The following is a 19,917-nucleotide window of genomic DNA, read 5'->3' on the forward strand; positions in this document are numbered from 1 at the left end:
GACTTCAGTCGGGGGAGCAGTCACCCAGCATTCTTATTGATTCGGCAATATCCGGTAGGATTGCTTCAGAATCCACACTCAGAGTCTCCCCCACATCCAACGAAACCTCCACCTGCTGGTGAGTTGTGCACACAGGGGCAACCCCGAGCTGCCCGGTGGGAGTGTAAAAGGTCATCGCGCCATGAGGGTGCTGGATAAGGAAGCCCGGATCCCGGAGTTTCCCGAGCAATTTGCTTGCCCCGATCACATCAAGTCCGGTCAGATCGCGGCACTGCTCATTCGAGATAGACCCGTTCCGCCTGACAAAGACGAGAGCCATCGCCTCTTCATCGGATAGGTCAGCAACGCTGAAGCCACGGAGCCATTCGAGTTCTTCCTCATTCGCACCTTCGGTGCTCCTGCTCCGTTCCTTACGGAACATCGCACCCTATGGCCCGTCGCACCCTACCCCCTGGGGGGGCAGTCATGGCGATAAGCGATGGTTCGAAGAACCTGAGCTAGAGCACCGTCAGGTGCGATACCTGGTGGAAAGCCGTGCCCCTGAGTACCCCCTGATTGTGGCCATCTGGAGCAAACAGGTGGGATTTCAACAAAGCCCATTTTCCTGCATTGAGGGTAGGGAGACCTCAACCGGGATAGGCTTCCCCAACCTTTTAGTGGAGAGGTTCTTCCGGTTCAACCTCTGCTGGTGTCAATCTACCGCCGGGTGTCCTCTCAAAATCGCTGTCAAACGACACAAGCGCAAGGCTGTGCTCAAACGCTGCGGTATATTGGTATGCATCATCAAAATCGAGGCGGTACAGTTCCATGGCCCGCGCGAGGCGTCTCATCTGGGCGGGATCGAGAGCGACCACCGTCACCGAACCGTCGATGAAGAGATCTTCGATGAAACTGCAGAAGGCCGATATACACCCGAGACGGCCGAGGATTACACCAATGGAATGGAGTGAAAAATCCGTGATGAACAACCGTTCGGAAGGAACAGAGGAGAGGAATTTCTCGACTTCTCCCGAACGGCCCTGATCGAGAAGGCGCTCCAACCAGATATTTGTGTCCAGAAGGTACATTTTTCACTCTGTGCGCCACGACAGCGATTCTTTCTGCAGTTCAAGAGCGGTGTAAGTACCCCGATACCGACGAAGCGCCCCTGCCCAGGTTTGCCGGAGTGGTTTAGCCTGTTTGCGCTTCTGTTTCTGGAGGAGGTAGGCGACAAAGTCCAGTGCCTCTCTCTGGTGTTCGGGGGAGAGTTCCTTCACGAGATCTTCGATACCTGCCATGACATCCATCTCTCCGCAAGGATCTACGGACCCGGGTGCGTTCTCACCTGGAAGCGTTTCGGGCCAGATCCGGATGAACATCTATTGAGCGAGGCCGGACAAGAATGTTTTCCTCCCCGGTCTTTCTTTCTGTCTTATATCGCATCGGGTGGTAAACAGCATGCATATGCGGATAACGGAAATATCTGATACAATATGAGGTGATCCTAAAGTTATACTGATTATGGAATTCTAAATCATGGCGTTTCGTGAAATTGACGATGATCTCCGGGAGTTCGTCCAGAACCACCTCCCCCAACGAAGCCGCATATCGGGCGACCCCGGTGTGACCCGCGCAGGCCACGAAAAATCGAAGATTTTTCTAACAGGAGAACGCTGAGGCGTTCTCCATGTGTTCAACGGCATCCTGTACGTCCTGACGACCAGATTCCCTTCTCCGACTCCCGGGGGGAACCGGTCAACCCCTTCCTGGAGAAGGGGCCTATCCCGGCCCCCCTCACACCTCCCGGTGCTCGAACGTCGTTTCTTCGTACCTTCGGTGCTCACGCTCACTACGTTCGTTCCTCGAAGACCTTCGGTCTTCTCGAACTCCTGTCCCGCAACTCGCACCTTCGGTGCTCGAACTCCTGCCCCGAAAACGCTTCGCGTTTTCTCATGCTCCTGCTCGAAGCCTAACGGCTTCTCAAGCTCCGGACATTGTCCGTCGCACCGTTCCGGCAGTCGCACCCTACGGCAGTCGTTCCTCGAAGACCTTCGGCCTTCTCGAACTCCTTCCCCTTCGGGGAAGTCGTTCCTCGCACCTCGCACCTGCGGTACTCGAACTTCGTTCAATAGGAACGTCGTTCCTAGCGGTACTCGAACTCCTGCCCCGAAGACCGAAGGTCTTCTCGAACTCCTGCCCTTCGGCCAGTCGTTCCCAAAACGAATACCCTTATCCACCTCCCCCCACAACCTATCCACTGGAGGGTTGCTCCTGAAGATCGCCTACGTCTACGATGCCGTCTACCCCTGGGTGAAGGGCGGGGTCGAGAAGCGCATCCGCGAGGTCTCGGTCCGGCTCGCGGACCGGGGGCACGAGGTCCACGTCTACGGGATGCGCTGCTGGGACGGCCCGGCCGTGATCGAGCGCGACGGGGTGACCCTTCACGGCGTCTGTCCGGGTGAAGGGCTCTATATTGATGGCCGGCGGACGGTCCCGCAGGCGCTCCGGTTCGGGAAGGCGGTGCTCCGGCCGCTCCTCTCCTCCGGCGCCGACGTCGTCGACTGCCAGAACTTCCCCTACTTCTCCTGTTTTGCGACGAAGGCGGCGTCGGTGCGGCGGGGGTTCCCGCTCGTCGTCACCTGGCACGAGGTCTGGGGCGACTACTGGTACGACTACCTCGGCCGCCGGGGGGCGTTCGGGAAGGCCGTCGAGCAGCTGGCCGCCGGGCTCACCGATCACCACATCGCCGTCTCGCCCTCGACGGCCCGGGCGCTCGCGGGCCTCGGGGTCTCGGGGCCGGTCCCGGTCGTCCCGAACGGGATTGATCTCGCGCGGATTGCGGCCGTCCCCCCGGCGGCGGAGGAGTGGGACGTCATCTTCACCGGCCGGCTGATCCGGGAAAAGAACGTCGACGTCCTCCTCCGGGCGCTCGTGCGGGTTCGGGAGGAGGTTCCCGACCTTCGCGCCCTGATCGTCGGCGACGGCCCGGAGCGGCCGGCGCTCGAGCGGCTCGCGCGCGATCTCGGGCTTGACGGGGCAGTGACATTTACCGGTTTTCTCCCCGATTACGACTCGGTCGTCGCCGCGATGAAGGCATCACGGGTCTTCGTCCTCCCCTCGACCCGCGAGGGCTTCGGGATCGCGGCGCTGGAGGCGATGGCCTGCGGGATTCCGGTGGTGACGACGGATCACCCCGGGAACGCGGCGGGGGACCTGGTTGTCCCGGGGGTGAACGGGTACCGCCCGGGGCTCTCGGCGGGGGAGATCGGGGAGGGGATTGTAAAAATTCTTTGTAATTCGAATATTGATGACCGTAAATGTGTGACACTGGCAGAGACTTACGACTGGAATCGAATTGTTGAAGCGCTTGAACAGCGGTACTCCGCTATTGTATAGTAGTCTTCGACGTGAGGAATGCAGGCACTTTAAGATGAAGGCGACTGTTTTTGGGCTCCCGATCTTTTGGATGGCATGCCCGGAGTGGCGAATCCCCAAGATTTTCGGTGGGGTGTTATCATAAGGATACTTCACGTCACCAAAAAATATCCAGACGCGATTGGTGGAGACGCCCGGGTTGTGTTTAATCTGGAGCGAGAACAGCGGCGCAGGGGTCACGAAGTATTCATTCTGACATCCAACTGCACGGAGATTATGCAGAAGGAGAACGTATTCAGGTTTGGGCTTACTGACAGGGTGGCCAATCTTGATGTGGTTACATTTAGAAGGATTCTTTCACTCATAATACTCTCTATCACCGGTCTTTTCCTTCTGCACCGCCTAAAACCTGACATTATCCACTCTCACTCCCCCGATATCGGGTTCATCATCTCTCTTCAGGCAACGCTTTTTCATATCCCGGTAGTGAACACATGTCACGGTGTCACGTTTTCCGGCGAACAATTCTCCCCAATAAAAGGTCTTATTGAATCTTTTCTTCTAAAATATGGTCGATTCAAAGAGATTGTGACGGTCGATAGAGGCAGCCTGCCCTCCTTTGCCGAACATGCCATAAATGTCGTCCGATATATCCCCAACGGTGTTGATATCGAGTATTTTGCACGGAGAGGGTTTGAAAAGCCAGAATCTCCGAAGATTCGCTACCTGTTTGTGGGGCGACTGGAAGAGCAGAAGGGATTGAAGTATCTGATTCAGGCCTCGAAACAACTTTCGCTGGATCTTCAGGACTATGAACTCATTATCATCGGGGAAGGTTCTCAACGCGATGAATTGAGTCAAATGGTTTCAGAAATGAGTTTACATACCCATGTCAGGATCCTTGGCGAGGTTGACCTGGAGGAGTTAAAACGATGGTATCACTCGTGCGATGTCTTTATCCTGCCGTCTATCTGGGAGGGAATGCCGCTGACCCTCCTGGAGGCGTGGGCGGCGGGTCTTCCTGCAATTGTGACAGCCGTTGGAGATGTTCCGCATCTCTGCAACGACAGGGAGAACGCCATGATCGTTCATCCCGGAGATCCCGGGGCACTCTGTAACGCAATGCTCCTCCTTGCCAATGATACACAACTGCGGGACAAATTGGGTAGATGCGGTGCAAAAATGGTGAATGATAGTTATTCCTGGTCGAACGTGGCGGATAGTTATCTGGATCTGTACAAGTCCGTGTCCTGAACTGCGCCGTTCCATGCGAATGATAGATAACTGACGGAGTGGATGTTTGAACGTCGTCTGGTTTGATGGACAGGCTCCGGCAAAATAAGAAACACCTCAATAATTTTCTCCGGAGGGCGGCGACACATTACCGAACCAAATAGGAGTTTTCATGTGTAAGGTAGACAGATAAATTATAACTGCAGCATGAAAATTGCAATTTTCCATGATTATTTTGGGGCAATAGGCGGCGCGGAGAAGGTTACAGTGTGCATGGCGGAAGCACTTGGTGCCGACATTATAACGACCGACACCAGAGCGCTGGGTGCGCTGACGCTGCCCGGGAAATGCATTTCCCTGGGCGAAACGGTGAAACTTCCCCCGCTCAAGCAGATCTCGGCCACCATGAAGTTTTCATCCGCTGATTTTTCCGACGCGTACGACTTCTTCATCTTCAGCGGCAACTGGGCGCAATATGCCGGGAAGAAGCACCACCCAAACCTCTGGTACTGTCACTCGCCGACGAGGGCGTTTTATGACCTCTATGATGTGTATCTCTCCAGGCAGAGTTTTGTTCGGCGCCAACTCTTTCGTGCATGGGCAAACAGCCACAGGGTGTTGGATCAGCGTTCGGTGCGTTATGTTGACCGGATTGTGACCAATTCGGAGAACGTCCGGAATCGGATAAATACCTTTTATAATCGGGATGTGTCGGTCATCTACCCTCCTATCGATACCTCGGAATTTACCTGCAAGGGCTACGGCGACTTCTGGCTCTCCGTCAACCGTCTCTACCCAGAGAAACGGATTGAGTTGCAGGTCGAAGCTTTCAGGTCGATGCCGGACGAGCGCCTGGTCATCGTCGGTGGGTATTCGGAAGGAGATCACGCAGGCCCGTACGTGGACCGCGTCCGGCGCAGCCTTCCCCGGAACGTCGAGCTGCGCGGCGAGGTCTCTGAGGAGGAACTCGTAGATCTCTATGCCCGATGTAAGGGGTTCATCACCACGGCCCGGGACGAGGACTTCGGGATGACTCCGGTGGAAGCTATGGCCGCCGGGAAACCGGTCGTTGCTGTGCGGGAAGGGGGATATTGCGAGAGTGTTATTGACGGCGTCACCGGATTCCTGGTTCCGGCTGGTGTCAGTGCGATTATCCGGGCGGTGGTGGAGGTTTCCCGGGATCCTGCTAGATATGGTGAGGCCTGCCTAGCACGTGCGAGACTATTTGATCAATCTGTCTTCGAGGATCAGATCTGGAGTGTGGTGAATGATGTTTCTTGATCGTATGAAGACCCTCTACGGTTACCGGAACCTCATCTGGACCCTGGCCTGGGGGGAGTTCAAGCAGCGCTACAAAAATTCAGTCCTGGGCTACTTCTGGTCCCTCCTTGAGCCGCTCCTGATGCTCGTGGTTCTCTACGTGGTCTTCTCGAACCTGATGCGGATCCAGGTGGAGTACTACCAGCTCTTCCTGCTGCTCGGCATCATCCTCTGGAACTTCCTTTCCCGGGCAACGTCCATGGGGCTGAATGCAATCCTCGGGAAACCGGGTATGGTCCAGAAGATCTACTTCCCCCGGGAGATCCTTGTGATCTCGTCCTGCATCACGGCGCTCCTGATGAGCATCTTCGAGTCTCTGGTCTTTATTGCCTTCATGGCGGTCTTCCAGGTGCCCCTCTCGGCAAACCTCGTCTACGTGCCGCTGATCCTGGTGCTCCTCTTCCTGGTGTCGCTCGGGCTATCTCTCGCTCTCGCCGCACTGAATGTGTTCTACCGCGATGTCCAGTTCATCTGGGCGGTGATTCTCCAGGCCGGGTTCTTTGCGACCCCGATCCTCTACCCGGTCACCATCTTCCCGGAGAGTCTCCGGGATATTTTTCTCCTCAACCCCATGGCCCACATCATCATCTCTGCACGGGATACGATCATCTACTCCACCCCTGCTGCGGCCGGTTCGCTCCTCTACGCGGGAATCGTGTCTGCGATTACACTCATAATCGGGTACATTATCTTTGCCCACTACGAACCTCGTTTTGCGGAGGAGATGTGAATGAGCGTCATCGATGTCGAACATGTAGAGAAGGTCTTCCGGATTCCGCACGAGAAGCGGACGACCATCTTTGAAGCCCTGACCGGTCTTCTCAGGCCGACGGATTACGAGACCTTCCCTGCTCTGCGGGACGTGACGTTCTCGGTGGAGGAGGGGGAGATGCTCGGGATCATCGGGGAGAACGGGAGCGGGAAGAGCACGCTCTTAAAGATCCTCGCCGGGATCATGCGGCCGACGTCGGGGAAGGTCTCCGTCAACCGCCGGATGACGCCGTTCCTCGAGCTCGGTGTCGGGTTCAACCCGGACTTCACGGCGATCGAGAACATCCGGACCTACGCCACGATCATGGGCCTCTCGAAGCGGGAGATCAACGGTAAGGTCGACGAGATCCTGGCGTTTGCCGGGCTCGAGACGTTCCGGGACGCGAAACTGAAGAACTTCTCCTCCGGCATGCAGGTGCGGCTCGCCTTCTCGACCGCGATTCAGACCAACCCCGAGATCCTGTTGATGGACGAGGTGCTCGCCGTCGGCGACATGGAGTTCCAGCAGAAGTGCATGGACGTGCTGAACCGCTACCGCAACGAAGGCGTCACGATCGTCTTTGTCTCCCACGACCTCGGCTCGGTCCGGCGGTTCTGCGACCGGACACTCCTCTTGAATCACGGAGAGCAGGTGGCCCTCGGCGAGACGGACGAGGTGATCGACCGGTATATCTACGGGAGGATAGCGGAGGAGCCGGTGGAGATCGGCGACCCGGTCGAAGAAGCCCCTCCCGCCGAAGAGGCATCTTCGGGGAACGGGAGAGTGAAGATCACGGGCGTAACATTCCTCAACAAGTTCGGCGCGGAGAGCAGCCGGTTCAACGCCTTCGACCCGATGACCATCCGGATATTCTACTCGGCCCGGGAGCGGGTCGTTGACCCGGTCTTCGGGATCGCTCTCTATTCCGAGCGTGGGGAGCACCTCTACGGGACGAATACCGAGTTAAAAGACGTTTCGATCGAGTATATTACCGGCGAAGGGCATATAGATCTTCAGATAGACCGGATCCCGATGCTCGCCGGGCGGTTCCTGGTGACGGTCGCGGCCCACACCCACAGTGGGGAGCGCTATGACTGGCAGGATAAGGCGTATTCGTTCGATGTCATCCCGACAGGGAGGGATGCCGGGCTCTTTGATATTCCCTGTTTATGGCGGCGGTGAGGAAGGTAACATATGAGTGATACTCCGTTTGAGATCAAGGACGACGAGATCAACGTCGAAGAGATCATGGAAAAGATCCGGGAGAACATCCGGCGGCGGAAGGAGGCGGGGGTCTATCCGCCGGATCCTGATTCCCTCGCGCCCCCGCAGACTCCGGCCGGGGCTAACCCCGAGATCGCCCGGGACCTTGCCTACCTCTCCGGCAACTGGAACATCCAGAACAACAGTTACTTCATCAGTTCCCACCGCCCCGTCGCCGGGAAAGTCCTGGTGAAAGGCCGGGAGCTCGTTCACGGTGAGGTGCGCCGCTACGTGGATCCGGTGATCTGGAAGCAGGCCGAGTTCAACCGTGCCACCGGCCGGGTGCTCGAGGAGGTGGCCCGGGAGGTCTCCGGGATCGAGCCCCTCCGGGAGCAGATCCGGGAGGACACCACCCGGCAGATCCAGACGACCATTGGGGAGGTGCGCTCAAGGCTCAAGGAGCGGCTCCAGGAGCAGAAACACGAGATCCGGGGCGAAATATCGGAGACGGAGGAGCAGATCCGGGACGAGGTCACGGAGCTGGCCGCGCAGGTAAAAGCGGAGATCGCTGAAGAGGTCCGGGAGCAGATCCGGGCCGAGTTGACAGAGTTTGTCCCACAGCTGAAAGCCGAGATCGCGCGTGAGGTCGAGGAGCGACTCAGGGCCGAGGTTACGGCGGCGGTCACGCAGGCGAAGGCCGAAGTGATCACAGCGGCTGAGGAACGGATCCCGGGCGAGGTCACGGAGCAGGTGCAGACTGCAATCCTCGCGATGGATACCGATATCGAGAACCGGGCGTGGCTCGCGAAGGTTCTCGAGGGCAGGGCTCTCGAGGGTGCATCCGGGGCGGTTGTACATCTGAATTCTCCTTCCAGCAACACCGGAGTGAACTACTTCGCCTTTGAGGACCACTTCCGGGGCTCCCGGGAGGAGATCAAGGAGCGGCAGAGGGTGTTCGTCCACTACTTCGAGGGTTGCAGCAACGTTCTCGACATCGGCTGCGGCCGGGGGGAGTTCCTCGAACTGATGCACGATGAGGGCATCGGAGCCCGCGGCGTGGATCTCGACGAGACGATGGTGGAGTTCTGCCGCTCCCGGGGTCTTGAGGTTGAGCTGAACGACGCGGTTTCGTACCTCGAACACCTTGATGACGAAAGCCTCGACGGGATCTTCATCGATCAGGTCGTCGAGCATCTTGAGCCCGCCTACCTTGTCCGGTTGCTTGAACTCTGCCATCGGAAGATGAAGTTCGGTTACTATCTCGTCGCCGAGACGGTGAACCCGCTCTCGTTTGTCTCGTTCGCGAACTTCTACATCGATATGACCCATGTCAGGCCGGTTCACCCCGAGACGCTGAAATTCCTCTTCGGGGCTGCGGGGTTCAGGGAGATCGAGGTAGATTTCTTGTCTCCTGTATCGGAGGGAGCAAGGCTTCAAAAATTGCCTGTGGATAAAGAAATGACCGATCTGGACCGGCAACAGACTGAGATCTACAATCGAAATATCGAGATGCAGAACGAAATCCTCTTCGGGGCTCAGGATTACGCAATAACCGGGAAAAAGTGAACCGGTGCAGTCGAAATTAATGATGCAGCTTCATGCTTATAATTTGATCATATTGGTGAAAAAAAGATGAAAATTGCAGTTTGCGCAGTCCAGGTGCCTTTTGTGAAAGGGGGAGCAGAATATCATTTTGATAACCTTTATACTGAGTTACTAAAGAGGGATTACGATGTTGAGTATATTAAAATCCCTTTTAAATGGTATCCTCCAGAGGAAATAGTAAACCATGCTTTGATCTGGAGGTTGTTAGATCTTTCCGAAAGCAATGGCATGAAAATTGACGGGGTTATTGCACAAAAATTTCCTTCGTATCTTGTAAGACATCCTAATAAGGTCGTGTGGCTTCTCCACCAGCATAGGCCAGCATACGATTTAGCACATACCGAGATGGACGATTTATTGCCTTACAGGAGACTTGGGGAAATCGTCAGACAAAAAATTTATAAAATGGATAATGTTGCCCTCAGTGAAGCAAAGAAGATTTACACAAACTCTGAAAACGTAGCACGGAGGTTATGGAAATACAATAAAATTACAGGCGAGCCACTTTATCACCCTCCACCGCTCATGGGTCAATATCGGTGCGAAAGTTATAGCGATTATATTTTTTATCCCAGTAGGGTTGACGCGATAAAAAGACAGGATCTTGCGATTAAATGTCTGCAGCATTGCAATTCACATATTCGTCTCAAGATTGCAGGAACCGGTCCTCATCTCGACTATATAAGATCGCTGGCAAAGGAGTGCGGGGTTGACGATCGCGTTGACTTCTTAGGTTTTGTCTCTGAAAAGGAACTGCTTGATCTTTACGCTAACGCAGCCGCTGTTGTTTATGTTCCTATAGATGAAGATATGGGGTACGTAACGCTCGAAGCTTTTCTCTCAAAAAAGCCGGTGATAACCTGTACAGATTCGGGCGGTCCTCTGGAGTTTGTTGAAAACTCAGTGAATGGGTTTATTGCTGCCCCCTCACCCGAAAGTATTGCCGAAAAAGTCCAACAATTATTTGAAAATGGACTTTGTGAAAAAATGGGACAGAATGGGTATAGAAAAGTTTCCTCCATGAATCTCTCTTGGGATAATGTAATCAAAAAACTCTTGGAGCCAATGCAATGAGAATTGCATATTTCTCACCCGTAAGTCCTCAAAAGACTGGAATTGCTGATTATTCTGAGTGTGAGTTACCGCCGTACCTCTCCAGATACCTGGACATTGACATTTTTGTAGATTCGAATGTAAAGCCGAATAATAAATTTTTACTTGAAAATTTTGATGTTTATCCCTACACCGCATATGAAAGGATGAAGGAATCCTATGACGTTCCACTCTATCACATGGGGAACAATCAGTTCCATGATTATATCTATCGTTCTCTGATTAAAGATCCCGGAATAACCGTATTCCATGACATTTATTTACACGGCTTTTTATTGAGTACCTCTATTGGTCAAGGCAACACTGACCGCTATAGGGAAGAGTTTAGATATTGCTATGGAGAAGAGGGTTTGAATATAGCTGATCGTGCGATTAGAACAGGTGCGTATCCGGAGTTTGACTATCCCCTTGTTAGAAGAATCCTTGACCACAGTTTGGGAGTTATTTGCCACAATGATTTTAGCATACACGTTGCTCTTAAAGAGAAACCCGACGCGAGTATCACGAAAATTCACCATCCTTTGACGATTCCCCAAGAGATAAAAGATCTAGAAAGTCAGAATGCCCGGAAGATTAAGGAAAACCTTTCAATAGAGGCGAAGAAACTGATTATTGTAAGTTTTGGTTTCATATCGTCGCATAAGCGGTATCATGTCTTGCTGAGAGCGTTTAAGAAATTGTTAATCGATTTTCCTGATGCAGTTCTTCTCCTCGTTGGAAAAGATCTCATGGGAATTGATAATCTGATCACCAGTCTCGGCCTAGCAGGATCAGTTATTAAGACTGGTTTCGTTCCTTTCACAGACATCGTCAAATTCCTTGCCATTGCAGATTTTTGTGTCAATCTCCGGCACCCAACGGCAGGTGAGACCAGTGGAAGTGTTCTGAGAATCATGGCAGCTAAGAAACCTGTCATTGTCTCTGACGTGGGCTGGTTCTCAGAGATACCAGACGATTGTTGTCTGAAGGTGCCTGTTGATTCTTATGAGGAAGATCTTCTCCTTGCATACATGCAGACTCTTGCTGCGAATGCTAGAATGCGTGAGACCATCGGAGAGAACGCACTGCGATGGGTAGAGCGTGAACATAACCCCGAGAGAATAGCAGAAGAGTTTTACCGGTATATCAAGTCGGTTGTTGACGGGGATGAGATCGTGATGACACGGGTGTCGGAGGCGTTGCTGCATCTGGGTGTTGATGAACAGGATGCTGATTTGCTGAGGCACGTATCAGCATCTGTCCGAGACGTGTTATAGGGATATACTGGTTTTTAGATCCACCCTCATCAACGACCTATTACCATCGAGCGAACCGCTAGTGCCAAGTCTCTTCCATCTTCCGATAGCCCCAAAGATTTGGGTGATACCGCGTCTGGCAACTCAAAGGCAATATGTTGCATTTCTTCCACCAGTACAGCATGGGGAATAACAATTGTTTTCTCCTGGGTTCCCGCTTGATCGAACGACCATTCACCTACCTGATGCTCGTTCACGTAAACGGTCACCCGCTGCTGATCCAGTGTTCCTCCGCCGAGATATGGGGATGCTGTGATTTTCAGGGTGAGATCTGAATCTATGGTTTCTGGTTGAACTGCCAGTACAGCATTGTGACCATCTGTCCAGGTAAATCCATCTTCTGGACCAGACCACCCGGCCATCTGATATTGGTATGCAGTTCCATTTTTTCCAAATGTGATAGCAGTGCCATCTTTACATGCTGGTGATGCTTGAATTACTTCTCCGGCTCTATACATCCGATACGTCGGTTTCCATGAGTTGAGCGACCAACTATGGCCATTAATAGAATATTCGGTCATAGTAGGGAGGTATGCTTGATTCCAATTGTGATACTCTTTTGACCATATATAATGGAAAAATTTTCGTGTTCTTTTTTCCGATTCACCAATTGTTATGACCGACGTTCCAGAGAACTCAGCTGGCAGTTGCAGCTCGGATGCTATTGTTTGAGGGATATCTCCGAGTACGACCGGTGCATCTGATATAATTAGGTCTCCCCTCGAACTGAATGGTTTTACAAGCATAAGTGGCATCCCAGAGGCGACAACTTTTTCATCGATTGTGTAAAAAATATCTTTATTATTTTCAATATATGACTCTGTCTTTATACCGATTGTACCTGCAGAATTGCCATGGTCAGCAACAATGAATATCATAGATTTATCGTAAATATCATGTTTCTTCAATTGTGCAATTAATTCATCTGCTATTTTTAATGCCGCTTTCGCTTGCTCTTTGTAACCTGTACGGTTTTGGGGTAGGTCTTCGTTTTGTAACTGTGCATTAAGCGTGTAGGGATTGTGGGCTCCACGGAGGTGATAATATTTGAACACTTTCTTCTCACTCGAAGAGGTTGTATTCGATACAAGGGAGTTATAAAAGACTATGTTTTGATGAACATTCTTATTCTCACCTATTTCAACAAAAGGTATAATATAGAAATAACACTTTAGGAAGTGTGGGACATGCCGGAATAGGGTGAGTTGATGCAATTCTATTGCTCCCTCTTGTTCGTCTATAACCTTCTCTACTTTATTGCGTTGTTGAGTGCCCACATTTGAGGCGACTTCATTGGAGGGATAGATCGTCTTCATAACTAAAGGATATAGATCAACACGATAGTCATTCTCTTTAAGCACTCGCGTGATGGAATCGTTTAAAAATGCGTTTTTAATGAAATTTTGTATTGGAACAGAATTGTCATAATATTCGCCGGTTAGGATGAAGGTAACCGATGGATAAGTCCATGGATATCCTCCGACCGCATCCCTATAATAAATGAACCCGTCAAACGTCTTGCGATATTCATCATCCTCATCGATAATCTCCTGAAAAACATCCGATTGGAAAGCATCCAGCACTAAAATAATGACATTCTGCTCCTTTGAGAACTCAAACATCGTTTCGTCATCGTACCCGATAGTGTAACTTTTCCACTCCGGCTCATCGGGTGCCTGGTATATTTCGGCTGCCAACCCCCCACCCTGGACGACGAGCAAAAGAACGCTTGCAAGGGCGATGTGCTTATAGAGTGAAGGGGCCTTGAAGAGCGCAACCCCGAGAATGGCAATCCAGACTGCCGAATCGATGATCCCATTGAGGAGATAATCGTTCCAGATGATCTCTCGTCCATCGAGTACCCCATAGTCCCAGACCAGTATGTGCCCCTGAATCCAGAATAACAGCCCGAGTGCAAATACGAGGGCTACCGCCCGCTGATGTACGCTTCCTTTCAGAAAAAGCAATAGTATCGATAGGATTGCACCTGCAACCAGGGAATGAATTATAAAAACCCAGACCAGGTCTGTATACAGGTAGGGAATCTCCAGAATATTCGTGTAATACAGATACGATGGGCCAAAGAACAGCAAGGTGAGCGACAGGAGAAATGATGCAGCTACAGTGGTTCCTCGCTTTTCCGGGCCATGAAAAATCTGTCGAATTCTTTCTTTTATTGTCATGAAATCTCCTCGTAATGCACGTAATTTATTGCGAATCCCTGGCTTTAGGCATATATTCCAGTATATCGATTTACAAGAGGCATGCTGTTCACGATCATCTGGCCTTCATGAGATAGAGAACCCGCGATGAGTCCTGGATAGGCTCTTTCCTGATAATAGTAAACAGTTCCCCGAACCTCTCCTCGAACACGTCCTGCGAGTAATCCCCGAACACATCCTCGCGGTTCGCGAGCAGCTTCCGGACCTGCGAATCCTCCTTCGGCACGAACTCGATCACGAGGTAATCCGCGATCTCCGCGAAGAACCCGGCAATCCTCTCGAACGGGACGTTGTTTGAGATGGCGAGGTGGTGGATAAGGGCAAGCGCAAAGACCATGTCCACGGGCCCCCGTCCGATCAACGAATCCCGTTCTGCATTCTGCCAGCCTATTCCCGGGCTCGGGTTCGTGAGATCGAGCATGAGGGGGAGGAGATTCTGCTCGTTGTTCTTCCGGATCTCGAGTGTGTTTAGCTCCACACAGGCGGGGTCGATGTCGAATGCCACGGTGGGGATGCCGCGTTCGCTTGCCTGGCGGGAGAAGACCCCGACGTTTGCTCCGAGGTCCCAGACGGAGCGGGGACGGGCAAGGTCCAGGAACTCGCCGACAAGTTTCTTCTTGTGCTCAAGCCCGGCCTTCGAGTAGTTTGTCTCGGTGTAGTAGTCGGCCCACTCGGTTCCGGCAGGCTGCCAGGAAAGACCCTTGACGGCGTTGGAGAGACTGTCGAGCAGACCCAGCAGGGCGTTTTTAGCCAGTTTCGGGCGCTCGATGGTCTCGTGGGTATCCGCGTGCTTTGCTTGGCTCTTCGCGTGCATGTGAATGTGCATGGCAAGGCCCGGCTTGAGCCGGGTCCGCCCCGGCAGGAGAGAACTCGCCAGATCGAGGGGGACGCCGTCGATGTAGATCCTCAGCAACTGGCCGAGCCGGATGTCGCGGTGGGCCATGAGCGCGAGCGGTGCAAGGAAGTGCTGGCAGAACTGCCGGTATGCCACCCAGGGGTCCCCTTCCCGGTAGCGTTCGAACGAGAGGGTATCGATGAGGAGCGCTCTCCCCTTATGGAACTGGATATTGTAGGCGCTGGCGTCCTTGAGGGTCATCCCGTGCTCCAGCGCGATCCGCTCGATATCAAGGGTGACCTGTGCAGCTTCTTTGAGCTGGCTGAATGACCACTCGTAGGGATACGAGATAAAGGGAATCTCTTCCGGCTGGATGATGAGGTATGCGTTTTCGGTTTGTTCCGGAGGGATATCGACCTCTTTGTGGGGAATCAGGGCTTGTCTGGAGACGAGTTTCTCATACAGGCCGGACTGCATGAGGCAGTCATAGTCCTCGCGGCAGGCATCGTTGATCTGCCGGTAGAGTACACCGTCGCGCCGGAAGAGGAAGCCGCCCGGGTCTCTGAAGGAACTGGGAAGAATCCCGGGTTCACTCTTCATGGCCATCGGCGCTGGGTCTGAATCGGTCTTTGAGTTTCTGCCAGTACATTTTTAACGTAAATACCAAACCCAACCCGACCGCGACCAGCAACTGCCAGATCATGCTCCCCACACCGGGATCCAGGTATGCGGAAACCGATTGGGGAATGACGATCAGGGCAATGAGAATCAATAAAATGTGCCGTAACTGCAACATGATCACCTGATGATTAATCAATTAAAATGTTGATGTTCCGTGATATATACGGCTTACGAATCGGGTGTCAATGGATTGTGTGTGGAGCTGGGCTCGACTGATTGCGAGATCATCCCCATGTTCTCCCGAGCATGACTATGTATGCCAGGTAGATCAGTCTCAGGAATGGGTGTTCATAGCATTCGTATTGAGGAATAATTTCCTGAACGCCTCGATCCAGCTGAAGAAACGTTCGACGGCATTGCACTTCTTGTAGAGTTCCCGATAAAACCCGAACGGTCTCCCACGTTCCGGATGGTTTTTCTTGAGTACCCTAGAAGTCATCATTTCATGGCATTCCTTCGATCACCCTTGCCCACGATCGCCCCCTTCACCCCCCGCTGAGCACCCGCACAATCACCGCCACCACCCCGCCGACGATCCCGCCGGCCCCGGCGCTGATCGTGGAAACCCGTTTTTCTCGCACCTTGCGGTGCTCGAACTCCTGCTCCGCACCTTCGGTGCTCATGCTCCGGCCCTTCGGGCCATCGCACCCTGCGGCCAGTCGCTCTTCTCCAACCTTTTCCGCCCGCCACCCCTCCAGCGCCCGGAGCCGGGCCTCGAACTCCTCGTTCGAAGACCTTCGGTCTTCTCACGCTCCCGCCCTGCGGCCGGTCGCGTCCCACTCCTCCATCCGTTGCAGCGCCCGACAGATCCATTTTACGTCCCGGTTCGTCTCGTAAGACCGAGCTCCCGGGTGGTCTTTTCGTTGGTCATCCAGGCAATCCTCCCGCGGGACTATAGGAGGCCGGGGACAAAAAGGCTGACCGTAACGGCTATATTTCAGAATCTGAGCCAAATACGGGCCTTTTGATAAAGTCAGGCTAATCCCCTCTCGGGTCTACCCTATAGTTGTCTGTCATATTCCCGGGAGCATGCAGGCACGGAAGACGCTTCGCGTCTTCCTATCAGGCACACCCTCAAGAGTTGTGCCGTGAGGAGTTACCAACCATGGCAGACTTCGTTCAGACAACCGTGAACAAAACGGCGGTTCGGGACCTCGCCGTCCCGATCGCCGACGTAACGTCGTTTAACAACCTCGTCCAGGCCGTCATCGACGACAACCCGTTCGGGTGCGTCGGGTATACGGGCGCCGACGGGCAGCCGGTCGCTCCGATCGTCCGCAACCGCGAGCACTACACCGCGAAGGTGAACTTCCTCGACGGCGAGGGCAAGCGGGTCGGGAATGTCTCCCTGCAGTCCCCGACGATCGCCGCGTTCGAGGCGAACGCCGCCGAGGTTCTCGCAAACGCGGCCCTCGAGGCCGCGATGGGCGGCGAGGCCGTCCGGAACGGCCCCGGCGAGACCTACTACGCGCAGCTCAAGTGCCACGACCCCTCGGGTGACGACTACTACGTCACCTTCACCAGAAAGACCGTCCGGATCTCGTCCTACCAGGACGACGCCATCCGCACCGCGGTCGAGACCTGGGCCGACGCCGTCGCCTCGCTGGACTGAAGAGGGGGACTCTTCCCCTCATCTACCATTTTTGACCCTGTTCGATATCGATAAAACCGGCTGACCACGATTGGCGATGAAAACCTCCGGTTTACTCATCCATCTCCACTTCAAGAACGCGCCGGTAGAGGGCATCCTGGATCCAGAAGTTCCCCTCTTCCCGCAGTCGATCCATCTCCTCCGCAAGGGAAGAGATCTCTCCTTCACGCTTCGCCTGAATCAGCAGCCCGATGATACCGGTGACTGGAAGGCCGTAGAGCCCCGCGACGCGACGCCCCTCGGCCTCGTCGAGGAGGAGCACATCGGGCCGGATCTCGAGAGCAAGGGTGATGCTCTCCGCTTCGCCTCACGGCAAATTGGAGATTTGCCTGACAGGGAACTGTTCACAGTTCCCGTGGCGTGAAGTTCCTGCTCAAGCAGGCGTACCAGAGCCTTATCGGAGGGGTCGACCACACGCAGCCACCCCGACTCGTGTGCATCCCTGATCTCGGCCGCCCCCGGCCGGTTGCCGCCCAGTTCCACGACCTCTCTCCAGACCGCAGGAGGAATACATACGGTCGAAAAACGGCGAAGGAGACCAATGCGGCCGACCATCGAGAGGTGAATCAGCGGCGATGAGTTACTGACCGCGAGCGGCATAGGCAATGTCCTGGTCAAGGTCCTCCTCGGAGTAGTGCCGGGGAATCTTCCGCGACCCGAGCAGTTCCTCCCACTCCCACCGGTTCATCCCGGCAAGAGCGGCCGCCTTACCCGAAGAGAGGATACCCCGCTGGTAGAGCGCCACGGCAAGCTCTCGCTGCAGCTCGGTCTGAACGGCATCGGGAGGGAGTCGAAGCGCCTGAACGATATCCTGGGGAACCCTGATGGTAACATCGGACATAACCAGTTCACCTGATGAATAGAAGATAGAGAGGGAGAACTGATAAACGTGGTGGTGGTATGTCCGCTGTTCTTGACGAAGGATCACATCCCCAATCCGATTTTAGACCCTCCGATTACCGTCACCGCACTGGACTAAAGCAGGGACTATCCCCCTGCTCTTTTTTAAGATGGATTCACTCGTTGGATGACCGGCAGCTCATCCATCGGAAGTGTTGAGTCGGAACACTCCTTTCCGGCCGATACGACGGTGACCCGCCGCTGACCGAGACCGGGGAAAAGCGTTCACCCTGACAGGGAAACTGTGGCGATATGCACTCAATCCGTCATTGCGGACAATCCCGGACAGAAACCTGACCGAGGGAGAAGGGTAAAACCTGTATCCTACGGGCAAAACTGCCAAAAATTAAAGGATCTGGCACTGAACCCGGTAACAGTATCCGGACAATCGCGGACAGCCGGCATATGGCGGTCGTACTCCCCTTTCACTTTCATCCCGCACACACCTCGCATTTAACAATCCCCTCTTCTCCAGACTGACGTATGACGCATTCCCCCCTCCTCCGCTCCGACGAGACTCTTTTTCGGGATCCCGAGGTTTTTGAGTTCACGTTTCTTCCCGAGCAGATTCATTATCGCGACGCCCAGGTCCGGGAACTCGCCTTCCTCCTCCAGCCGGCCCTCCGGGGCGGGAGCGCGGGGAGCGCCGTCATCCGCGGCCCGCCAGGAACCGGGAAGACCACCACCGTCCACCGGATCTTTGCCGAGGTTACCGAGACCACGAAGAAGCTCGTCCCGGTCTACGTCAACTGCCGCCACGACCGCACAGCGCTTGCAGTCTTCGGGTGCATCTTCGAGCAGGCCTTCGGCTACGCACCGCCGTCGCGCCACCTCGACGGGATCAAGCGGGGGATCGCCGCCCGGCTCCGGGACGAGGATGCCGCACTCGTCGTCTGCCTCGACGACGCAAACGAGCTCATCCCGGCCGGGACCTACAACACCCTCCTCTACCAGATCCTCCGGCTCTACGAGCGGTGGGATGTCCGGAAGCCCGGGGTCTTCGCGGTCGCAAGCGACCTCGGCCTCAACCTCTACGCGGAGGCCGACGAGAGTGTCCGGTCGGTCTTCCACCCGACCGAGGTCAACTTCCCGCCCTACACGAAAGCCGAGATCCGCGGGATCCTCGCCGACCGCATCCGGCAGGGGCTCTACCCGGGAGTGGTCTCAAAGTCCCTCCTCGACCGCATTGCGGGAATCGCCGCCGGCGAACAGGACATCCGGGTCGGGATCGACCTCGTCCGGCTCACGGTCCTCAGGGCGGAGAAGGATGGGCGCAGAAGGGTCGCACCCGCCGACGTGACGGCAGCAGCGCAGGCGGTCAGGTCACCGGCGCTCCGGGCCCGGGTTGCAGGGCTCTCGGAGGGCGAGCGGGCGCTGCTCTACCGGATCGCGGAGCTGTCGGTTGTGGGCGCCGATATGATAGGAGGAGCTGTCTTTGAGGAAGTGCAGGACTACCTCCCGGTCGGGAGGACGACCTACCACGAGCACCTCAACGGGCTCGCGAATGCCGGGATCGTCGACCTGGTGCCCGGGGCGGGCCGGGGACGGGAGGTGCGGCTCCGGTACGATCCCGGAGAGGTGCTCGCCGTCTGCAAACCCCCGGACAGAAGGTGAGTTTTTACATACCCGGATTCTCTCCGGGATCTGATATTCCTTCCCGATTCTTCGATTTTGTGATCGGCCCGTAAAGCAACGCTTATATGGGGCCGGCCGCTTTTTCCGGGATATTTGGCGCACCCTTTTAACCGGCGGCT

General features: G+C 54.7%; 19 protein-coding genes and 1 pseudogene. 10 read left to right on the forward strand and 10 right to left on the reverse strand.

Annotated elements, in window-relative coordinates:
• Positions 1 to 4 precede the first annotated feature (4 nt).
• The 3 genes from FGW20_RS02425 to FGW20_RS02435 all read right to left on the reverse strand — a co-directional run bounded on the left by FGW20_RS02425 (position 5) and on the right by FGW20_RS02435 (position 1,277).
• Complete coding sequence (locus FGW20_RS02425; RefSeq protein ID WP_301676506.1) at positions 5 to 421, reverse strand: hypothetical protein; 417 nt, start codon at positions 419 to 421, stop codon at positions 5 to 7.
• A gap of 232 nt (positions 422 to 653) precedes the next feature.
• The gene (locus FGW20_RS13325; protein WP_292364280.1) at positions 654 to 1,067 is read right to left on the reverse strand and encodes a type II toxin-antitoxin system VapC family toxin; all 414 of its coding nucleotides are present in this window, start codon (positions 1,065 to 1,067) and stop codon (positions 654 to 656) included.
• A 3-nt stretch (positions 1,068 to 1,070) separates the two neighbouring features.
• A complete protein-coding gene (locus tag FGW20_RS02435; protein ID WP_301676508.1) occupies positions 1,071 to 1,277 on the reverse strand; it encodes a DUF2281 domain-containing protein in 207 nt (68 codons plus the stop codon).
• Positions 1,278 to 2,244: 967 nt separating this feature from the next.
• Between FGW20_RS02435 and FGW20_RS02440 the strand changes: the two genes are divergently transcribed.
• The 8 genes from FGW20_RS02440 (at position 2,245) to FGW20_RS02475 (ending at position 11,835) form a co-directional block, all read left to right on the forward strand.
• Positions 2,245 to 3,375, forward strand: a complete 1,131-nt coding sequence (locus FGW20_RS02440; RefSeq protein WP_301676509.1) for a glycosyltransferase family 4 protein — start codon at positions 2,245 to 2,247, stop codon at positions 3,373 to 3,375.
• 75 nt (positions 3,376 to 3,450) lie between these two features.
• The gene (locus FGW20_RS02445; RefSeq protein WP_082864834.1) at positions 3,451 to 4,608 is read left to right on the forward strand and encodes a glycosyltransferase family 4 protein; all 1,158 of its coding nucleotides are present in this window, start codon (positions 3,451 to 3,453) and stop codon (positions 4,606 to 4,608) included.
• A gap of 186 nt (positions 4,609 to 4,794) precedes the next feature.
• Positions 4,795 to 5,868, forward strand: coding sequence for a glycosyltransferase (locus FGW20_RS02450; RefSeq protein ID WP_301676510.1), 1,074 nt, complete (start codon positions 4,795 to 4,797; stop codon positions 5,866 to 5,868).
• Positions 5,855 to 6,637, forward strand: coding sequence for an ABC transporter permease (locus FGW20_RS02455; protein WP_301676511.1), 783 nt, complete (start codon positions 5,855 to 5,857; stop codon positions 6,635 to 6,637). Before FGW20_RS02450 ends, FGW20_RS02455 begins: the two co-directional genes overlap by 14 nt.
• Positions 6,638 to 7,840 carry an ABC transporter ATP-binding protein gene (locus FGW20_RS02460; RefSeq protein WP_301676512.1) on the forward strand — a complete coding sequence of 401 codons (1,203 nt, stop codon included), beginning with the start codon at positions 6,638 to 6,640 and terminating at the stop codon, positions 7,838 to 7,840.
• A 12-nt stretch (positions 7,841 to 7,852) separates the two neighbouring features.
• Complete coding sequence (locus FGW20_RS02465) at positions 7,853 to 9,427, forward strand: methionine biosynthesis protein MetW (RefSeq protein ID WP_301676513.1); 1,575 nt, start codon at positions 7,853 to 7,855, stop codon at positions 9,425 to 9,427.
• A 66-nt stretch (positions 9,428 to 9,493) separates the two neighbouring features.
• The gene (locus FGW20_RS02470; RefSeq protein ID WP_301676514.1) at positions 9,494 to 10,540 is read left to right on the forward strand and encodes a glycosyltransferase family 4 protein; all 1,047 of its coding nucleotides are present in this window, start codon (positions 9,494 to 9,496) and stop codon (positions 10,538 to 10,540) included.
• On the forward strand, positions 10,537 to 11,835 hold the full coding sequence (locus tag FGW20_RS02475) for a glycosyltransferase family 4 protein (RefSeq protein WP_301676515.1): 1,299 nt from the start codon (positions 10,537 to 10,539) through the stop codon (positions 11,833 to 11,835). Before FGW20_RS02470 ends, FGW20_RS02475 begins: the two co-directional genes overlap by 4 nt.
• Before the next feature lie 29 nt (positions 11,836 to 11,864).
• On the opposite strand, the gene FGW20_RS02480 is transcribed toward FGW20_RS02475, so the two are convergent.
• The 4 genes from FGW20_RS02480 to FGW20_RS02495 all read right to left on the reverse strand — a co-directional run bounded on the left by FGW20_RS02480 (position 11,865) and on the right by FGW20_RS02495 (position 16,235).
• Positions 11,865 to 14,057, reverse strand: a complete 2,193-nt coding sequence (locus tag FGW20_RS02480; protein ID WP_301676516.1) for a sulfatase-like hydrolase/transferase — start codon at positions 14,055 to 14,057, stop codon at positions 11,865 to 11,867.
• 94 nt (positions 14,058 to 14,151) lie between these two features.
• Positions 14,152 to 15,531, reverse strand: coding sequence for a class I SAM-dependent methyltransferase (locus FGW20_RS02485; RefSeq protein WP_301676517.1), 1,380 nt, complete (start codon positions 15,529 to 15,531; stop codon positions 14,152 to 14,154).
• Positions 15,521 to 15,727: a hypothetical protein gene (locus FGW20_RS02490; RefSeq protein WP_301676518.1), complete on the reverse strand. Its 207-nt coding sequence runs from the start codon at positions 15,725 to 15,727 to the stop codon at positions 15,521 to 15,523. The genes FGW20_RS02485 and FGW20_RS02490 overlap by 11 nt, the downstream gene beginning before the upstream one ends.
• A gap of 370 nt (positions 15,728 to 16,097) precedes the next feature.
• Positions 16,098 to 16,235, reverse strand: a complete 138-nt coding sequence (locus tag FGW20_RS02495; protein WP_301676519.1) for a hypothetical protein — start codon at positions 16,233 to 16,235, stop codon at positions 16,098 to 16,100.
• 482 nt (positions 16,236 to 16,717) lie between these two features.
• On the opposite strand from FGW20_RS02495, the gene FGW20_RS02500 reads away from it, so the two are divergent.
• A complete protein-coding gene (locus FGW20_RS02500) occupies positions 16,718 to 17,224 on the forward strand; it encodes a hypothetical protein (RefSeq protein WP_301676520.1) in 507 nt (168 codons plus the stop codon).
• A gap of 91 nt (positions 17,225 to 17,315) precedes the next feature.
• Here the strand turns inward: FGW20_RS02500 and FGW20_RS02505 are convergent.
• The 3 genes and pseudogenes from FGW20_RS02505 to FGW20_RS02510 all read right to left on the reverse strand — a co-directional run.
• A pseudogene (locus FGW20_RS02505) lies at positions 17,316 to 17,558 on the reverse strand (PIN domain-containing protein); the annotation flags it as partial.
• The gene (locus FGW20_RS13415) at positions 17,444 to 17,863 is read right to left on the reverse strand and encodes a PIN domain-containing protein (RefSeq protein ID WP_496197192.1); all 420 of its coding nucleotides are present in this window, start codon (positions 17,861 to 17,863) and stop codon (positions 17,444 to 17,446) included. The pseudogene FGW20_RS02505 and the gene FGW20_RS13415, both read right to left, overlap by 115 nt.
• The gene (locus FGW20_RS02510) at positions 17,844 to 18,104 is read right to left on the reverse strand and encodes a UPF0175 family protein (protein ID WP_048115206.1); all 261 of its coding nucleotides are present in this window, start codon (positions 18,102 to 18,104) and stop codon (positions 17,844 to 17,846) included. The genes FGW20_RS13415 and FGW20_RS02510 overlap by 20 nt, the downstream gene beginning before the upstream one ends.
• A 542-nt stretch (positions 18,105 to 18,646) precedes the next feature.
• On the opposite strand from FGW20_RS02510, the gene FGW20_RS02515 reads away from it, so the two are divergent.
• On the forward strand, positions 18,647 to 19,777 hold the full coding sequence (locus tag FGW20_RS02515) for an AAA family ATPase (RefSeq protein WP_301676521.1): 1,131 nt from the start codon (positions 18,647 to 18,649) through the stop codon (positions 19,775 to 19,777).
• Positions 19,778 to 19,917: the final 140 nt, after the last annotated feature.

Origin of the sequence: Methanoculleus methanifontis (genome assembly GCF_030464365.1) — an archaeon.
Lineage (GTDB): Archaea > Halobacteriota > Methanomicrobia > Methanomicrobiales > Methanoculleaceae > Methanoculleus > Methanoculleus methanifontis.

Bases quoted from the DNA above. Each gene is read 5' to 3' on its own strand.
- FGW20_RS02515 (WP_301676521.1), top strand. From the start codon at position 18,647: ATGACGCATTCCCCCCTCCTCCGCTCCGACGAGACTCTTTTTCGGGAT.
- FGW20_RS02460 (WP_301676512.1), top strand. From the start codon at position 6,638: ATGAGCGTCATCGATGTCGAACATGTAGAGAAGGTCTTCCGGATTCCG.
- FGW20_RS02510 (WP_048115206.1), bottom strand. From the start codon at position 18,104: ATGTCCGATGTTACCATCAGGGTTCCCCAGGATATCGTTCAGGCGCTT.
- FGW20_RS02495 (WP_301676519.1), bottom strand. From the start codon at position 16,235: ATGAGCACCGAAGGTGCGGAGCAGGAGTTCGAGCACCGCAAGGTGCGA.
- FGW20_RS13325 (WP_292364280.1), bottom strand. From the start codon at position 1,067: ATGTACCTTCTGGACACAAATATCTGGTTGGAGCGCCTTCTCGATCAG.
- FGW20_RS02485 (WP_301676517.1), bottom strand. From the start codon at position 15,531: ATGAAGAGTGAACCCGGGATTCTTCCCAGTTCCTTCAGAGACCCGGGC.
- FGW20_RS02475 (WP_301676515.1), top strand. From the start codon at position 10,537: ATGAGAATTGCATATTTCTCACCCGTAAGTCCTCAAAAGACTGGAATT.
- FGW20_RS02445 (WP_082864834.1), top strand. From the start codon at position 3,451: ATGCCCGGAGTGGCGAATCCCCAAGATTTTCGGTGGGGTGTTATCATA.
- FGW20_RS02470 (WP_301676514.1), top strand. From the start codon at position 9,494: ATGAAAATTGCAGTTTGCGCAGTCCAGGTGCCTTTTGTGAAAGGGGGA.
- FGW20_RS02490 (WP_301676518.1), bottom strand. From the start codon at position 15,727: ATGTTGCAGTTACGGCACATTTTATTGATTCTCATTGCCCTGATCGTC.
- FGW20_RS02450 (WP_301676510.1), top strand. From the start codon at position 4,795: ATGAAAATTGCAATTTTCCATGATTATTTTGGGGCAATAGGCGGCGCG.
- FGW20_RS13415 (WP_496197192.1), bottom strand. From the start codon at position 17,863: ATGCCGCTCGCGGTCAGTAACTCATCGCCGCTGATTCACCTCTCGATG.
- FGW20_RS02425 (WP_301676506.1), bottom strand. From the start codon at position 421: ATGTTCCGTAAGGAACGGAGCAGGAGCACCGAAGGTGCGAATGAGGAA.
- FGW20_RS02465 (WP_301676513.1), top strand. From the start codon at position 7,853: ATGAGTGATACTCCGTTTGAGATCAAGGACGACGAGATCAACGTCGAA.
- FGW20_RS02500 (WP_301676520.1), top strand. From the start codon at position 16,718: ATGGCAGACTTCGTTCAGACAACCGTGAACAAAACGGCGGTTCGGGAC.
- FGW20_RS02435 (WP_301676508.1), bottom strand. From the start codon at position 1,277: ATGGCAGGTATCGAAGATCTCGTGAAGGAACTCTCCCCCGAACACCAG.
- FGW20_RS02455 (WP_301676511.1), top strand. From the start codon at position 5,855: ATGATGTTTCTTGATCGTATGAAGACCCTCTACGGTTACCGGAACCTC.
- FGW20_RS02480 (WP_301676516.1), bottom strand. From the start codon at position 14,057: ATGACAATAAAAGAAAGAATTCGACAGATTTTTCATGGCCCGGAAAAG.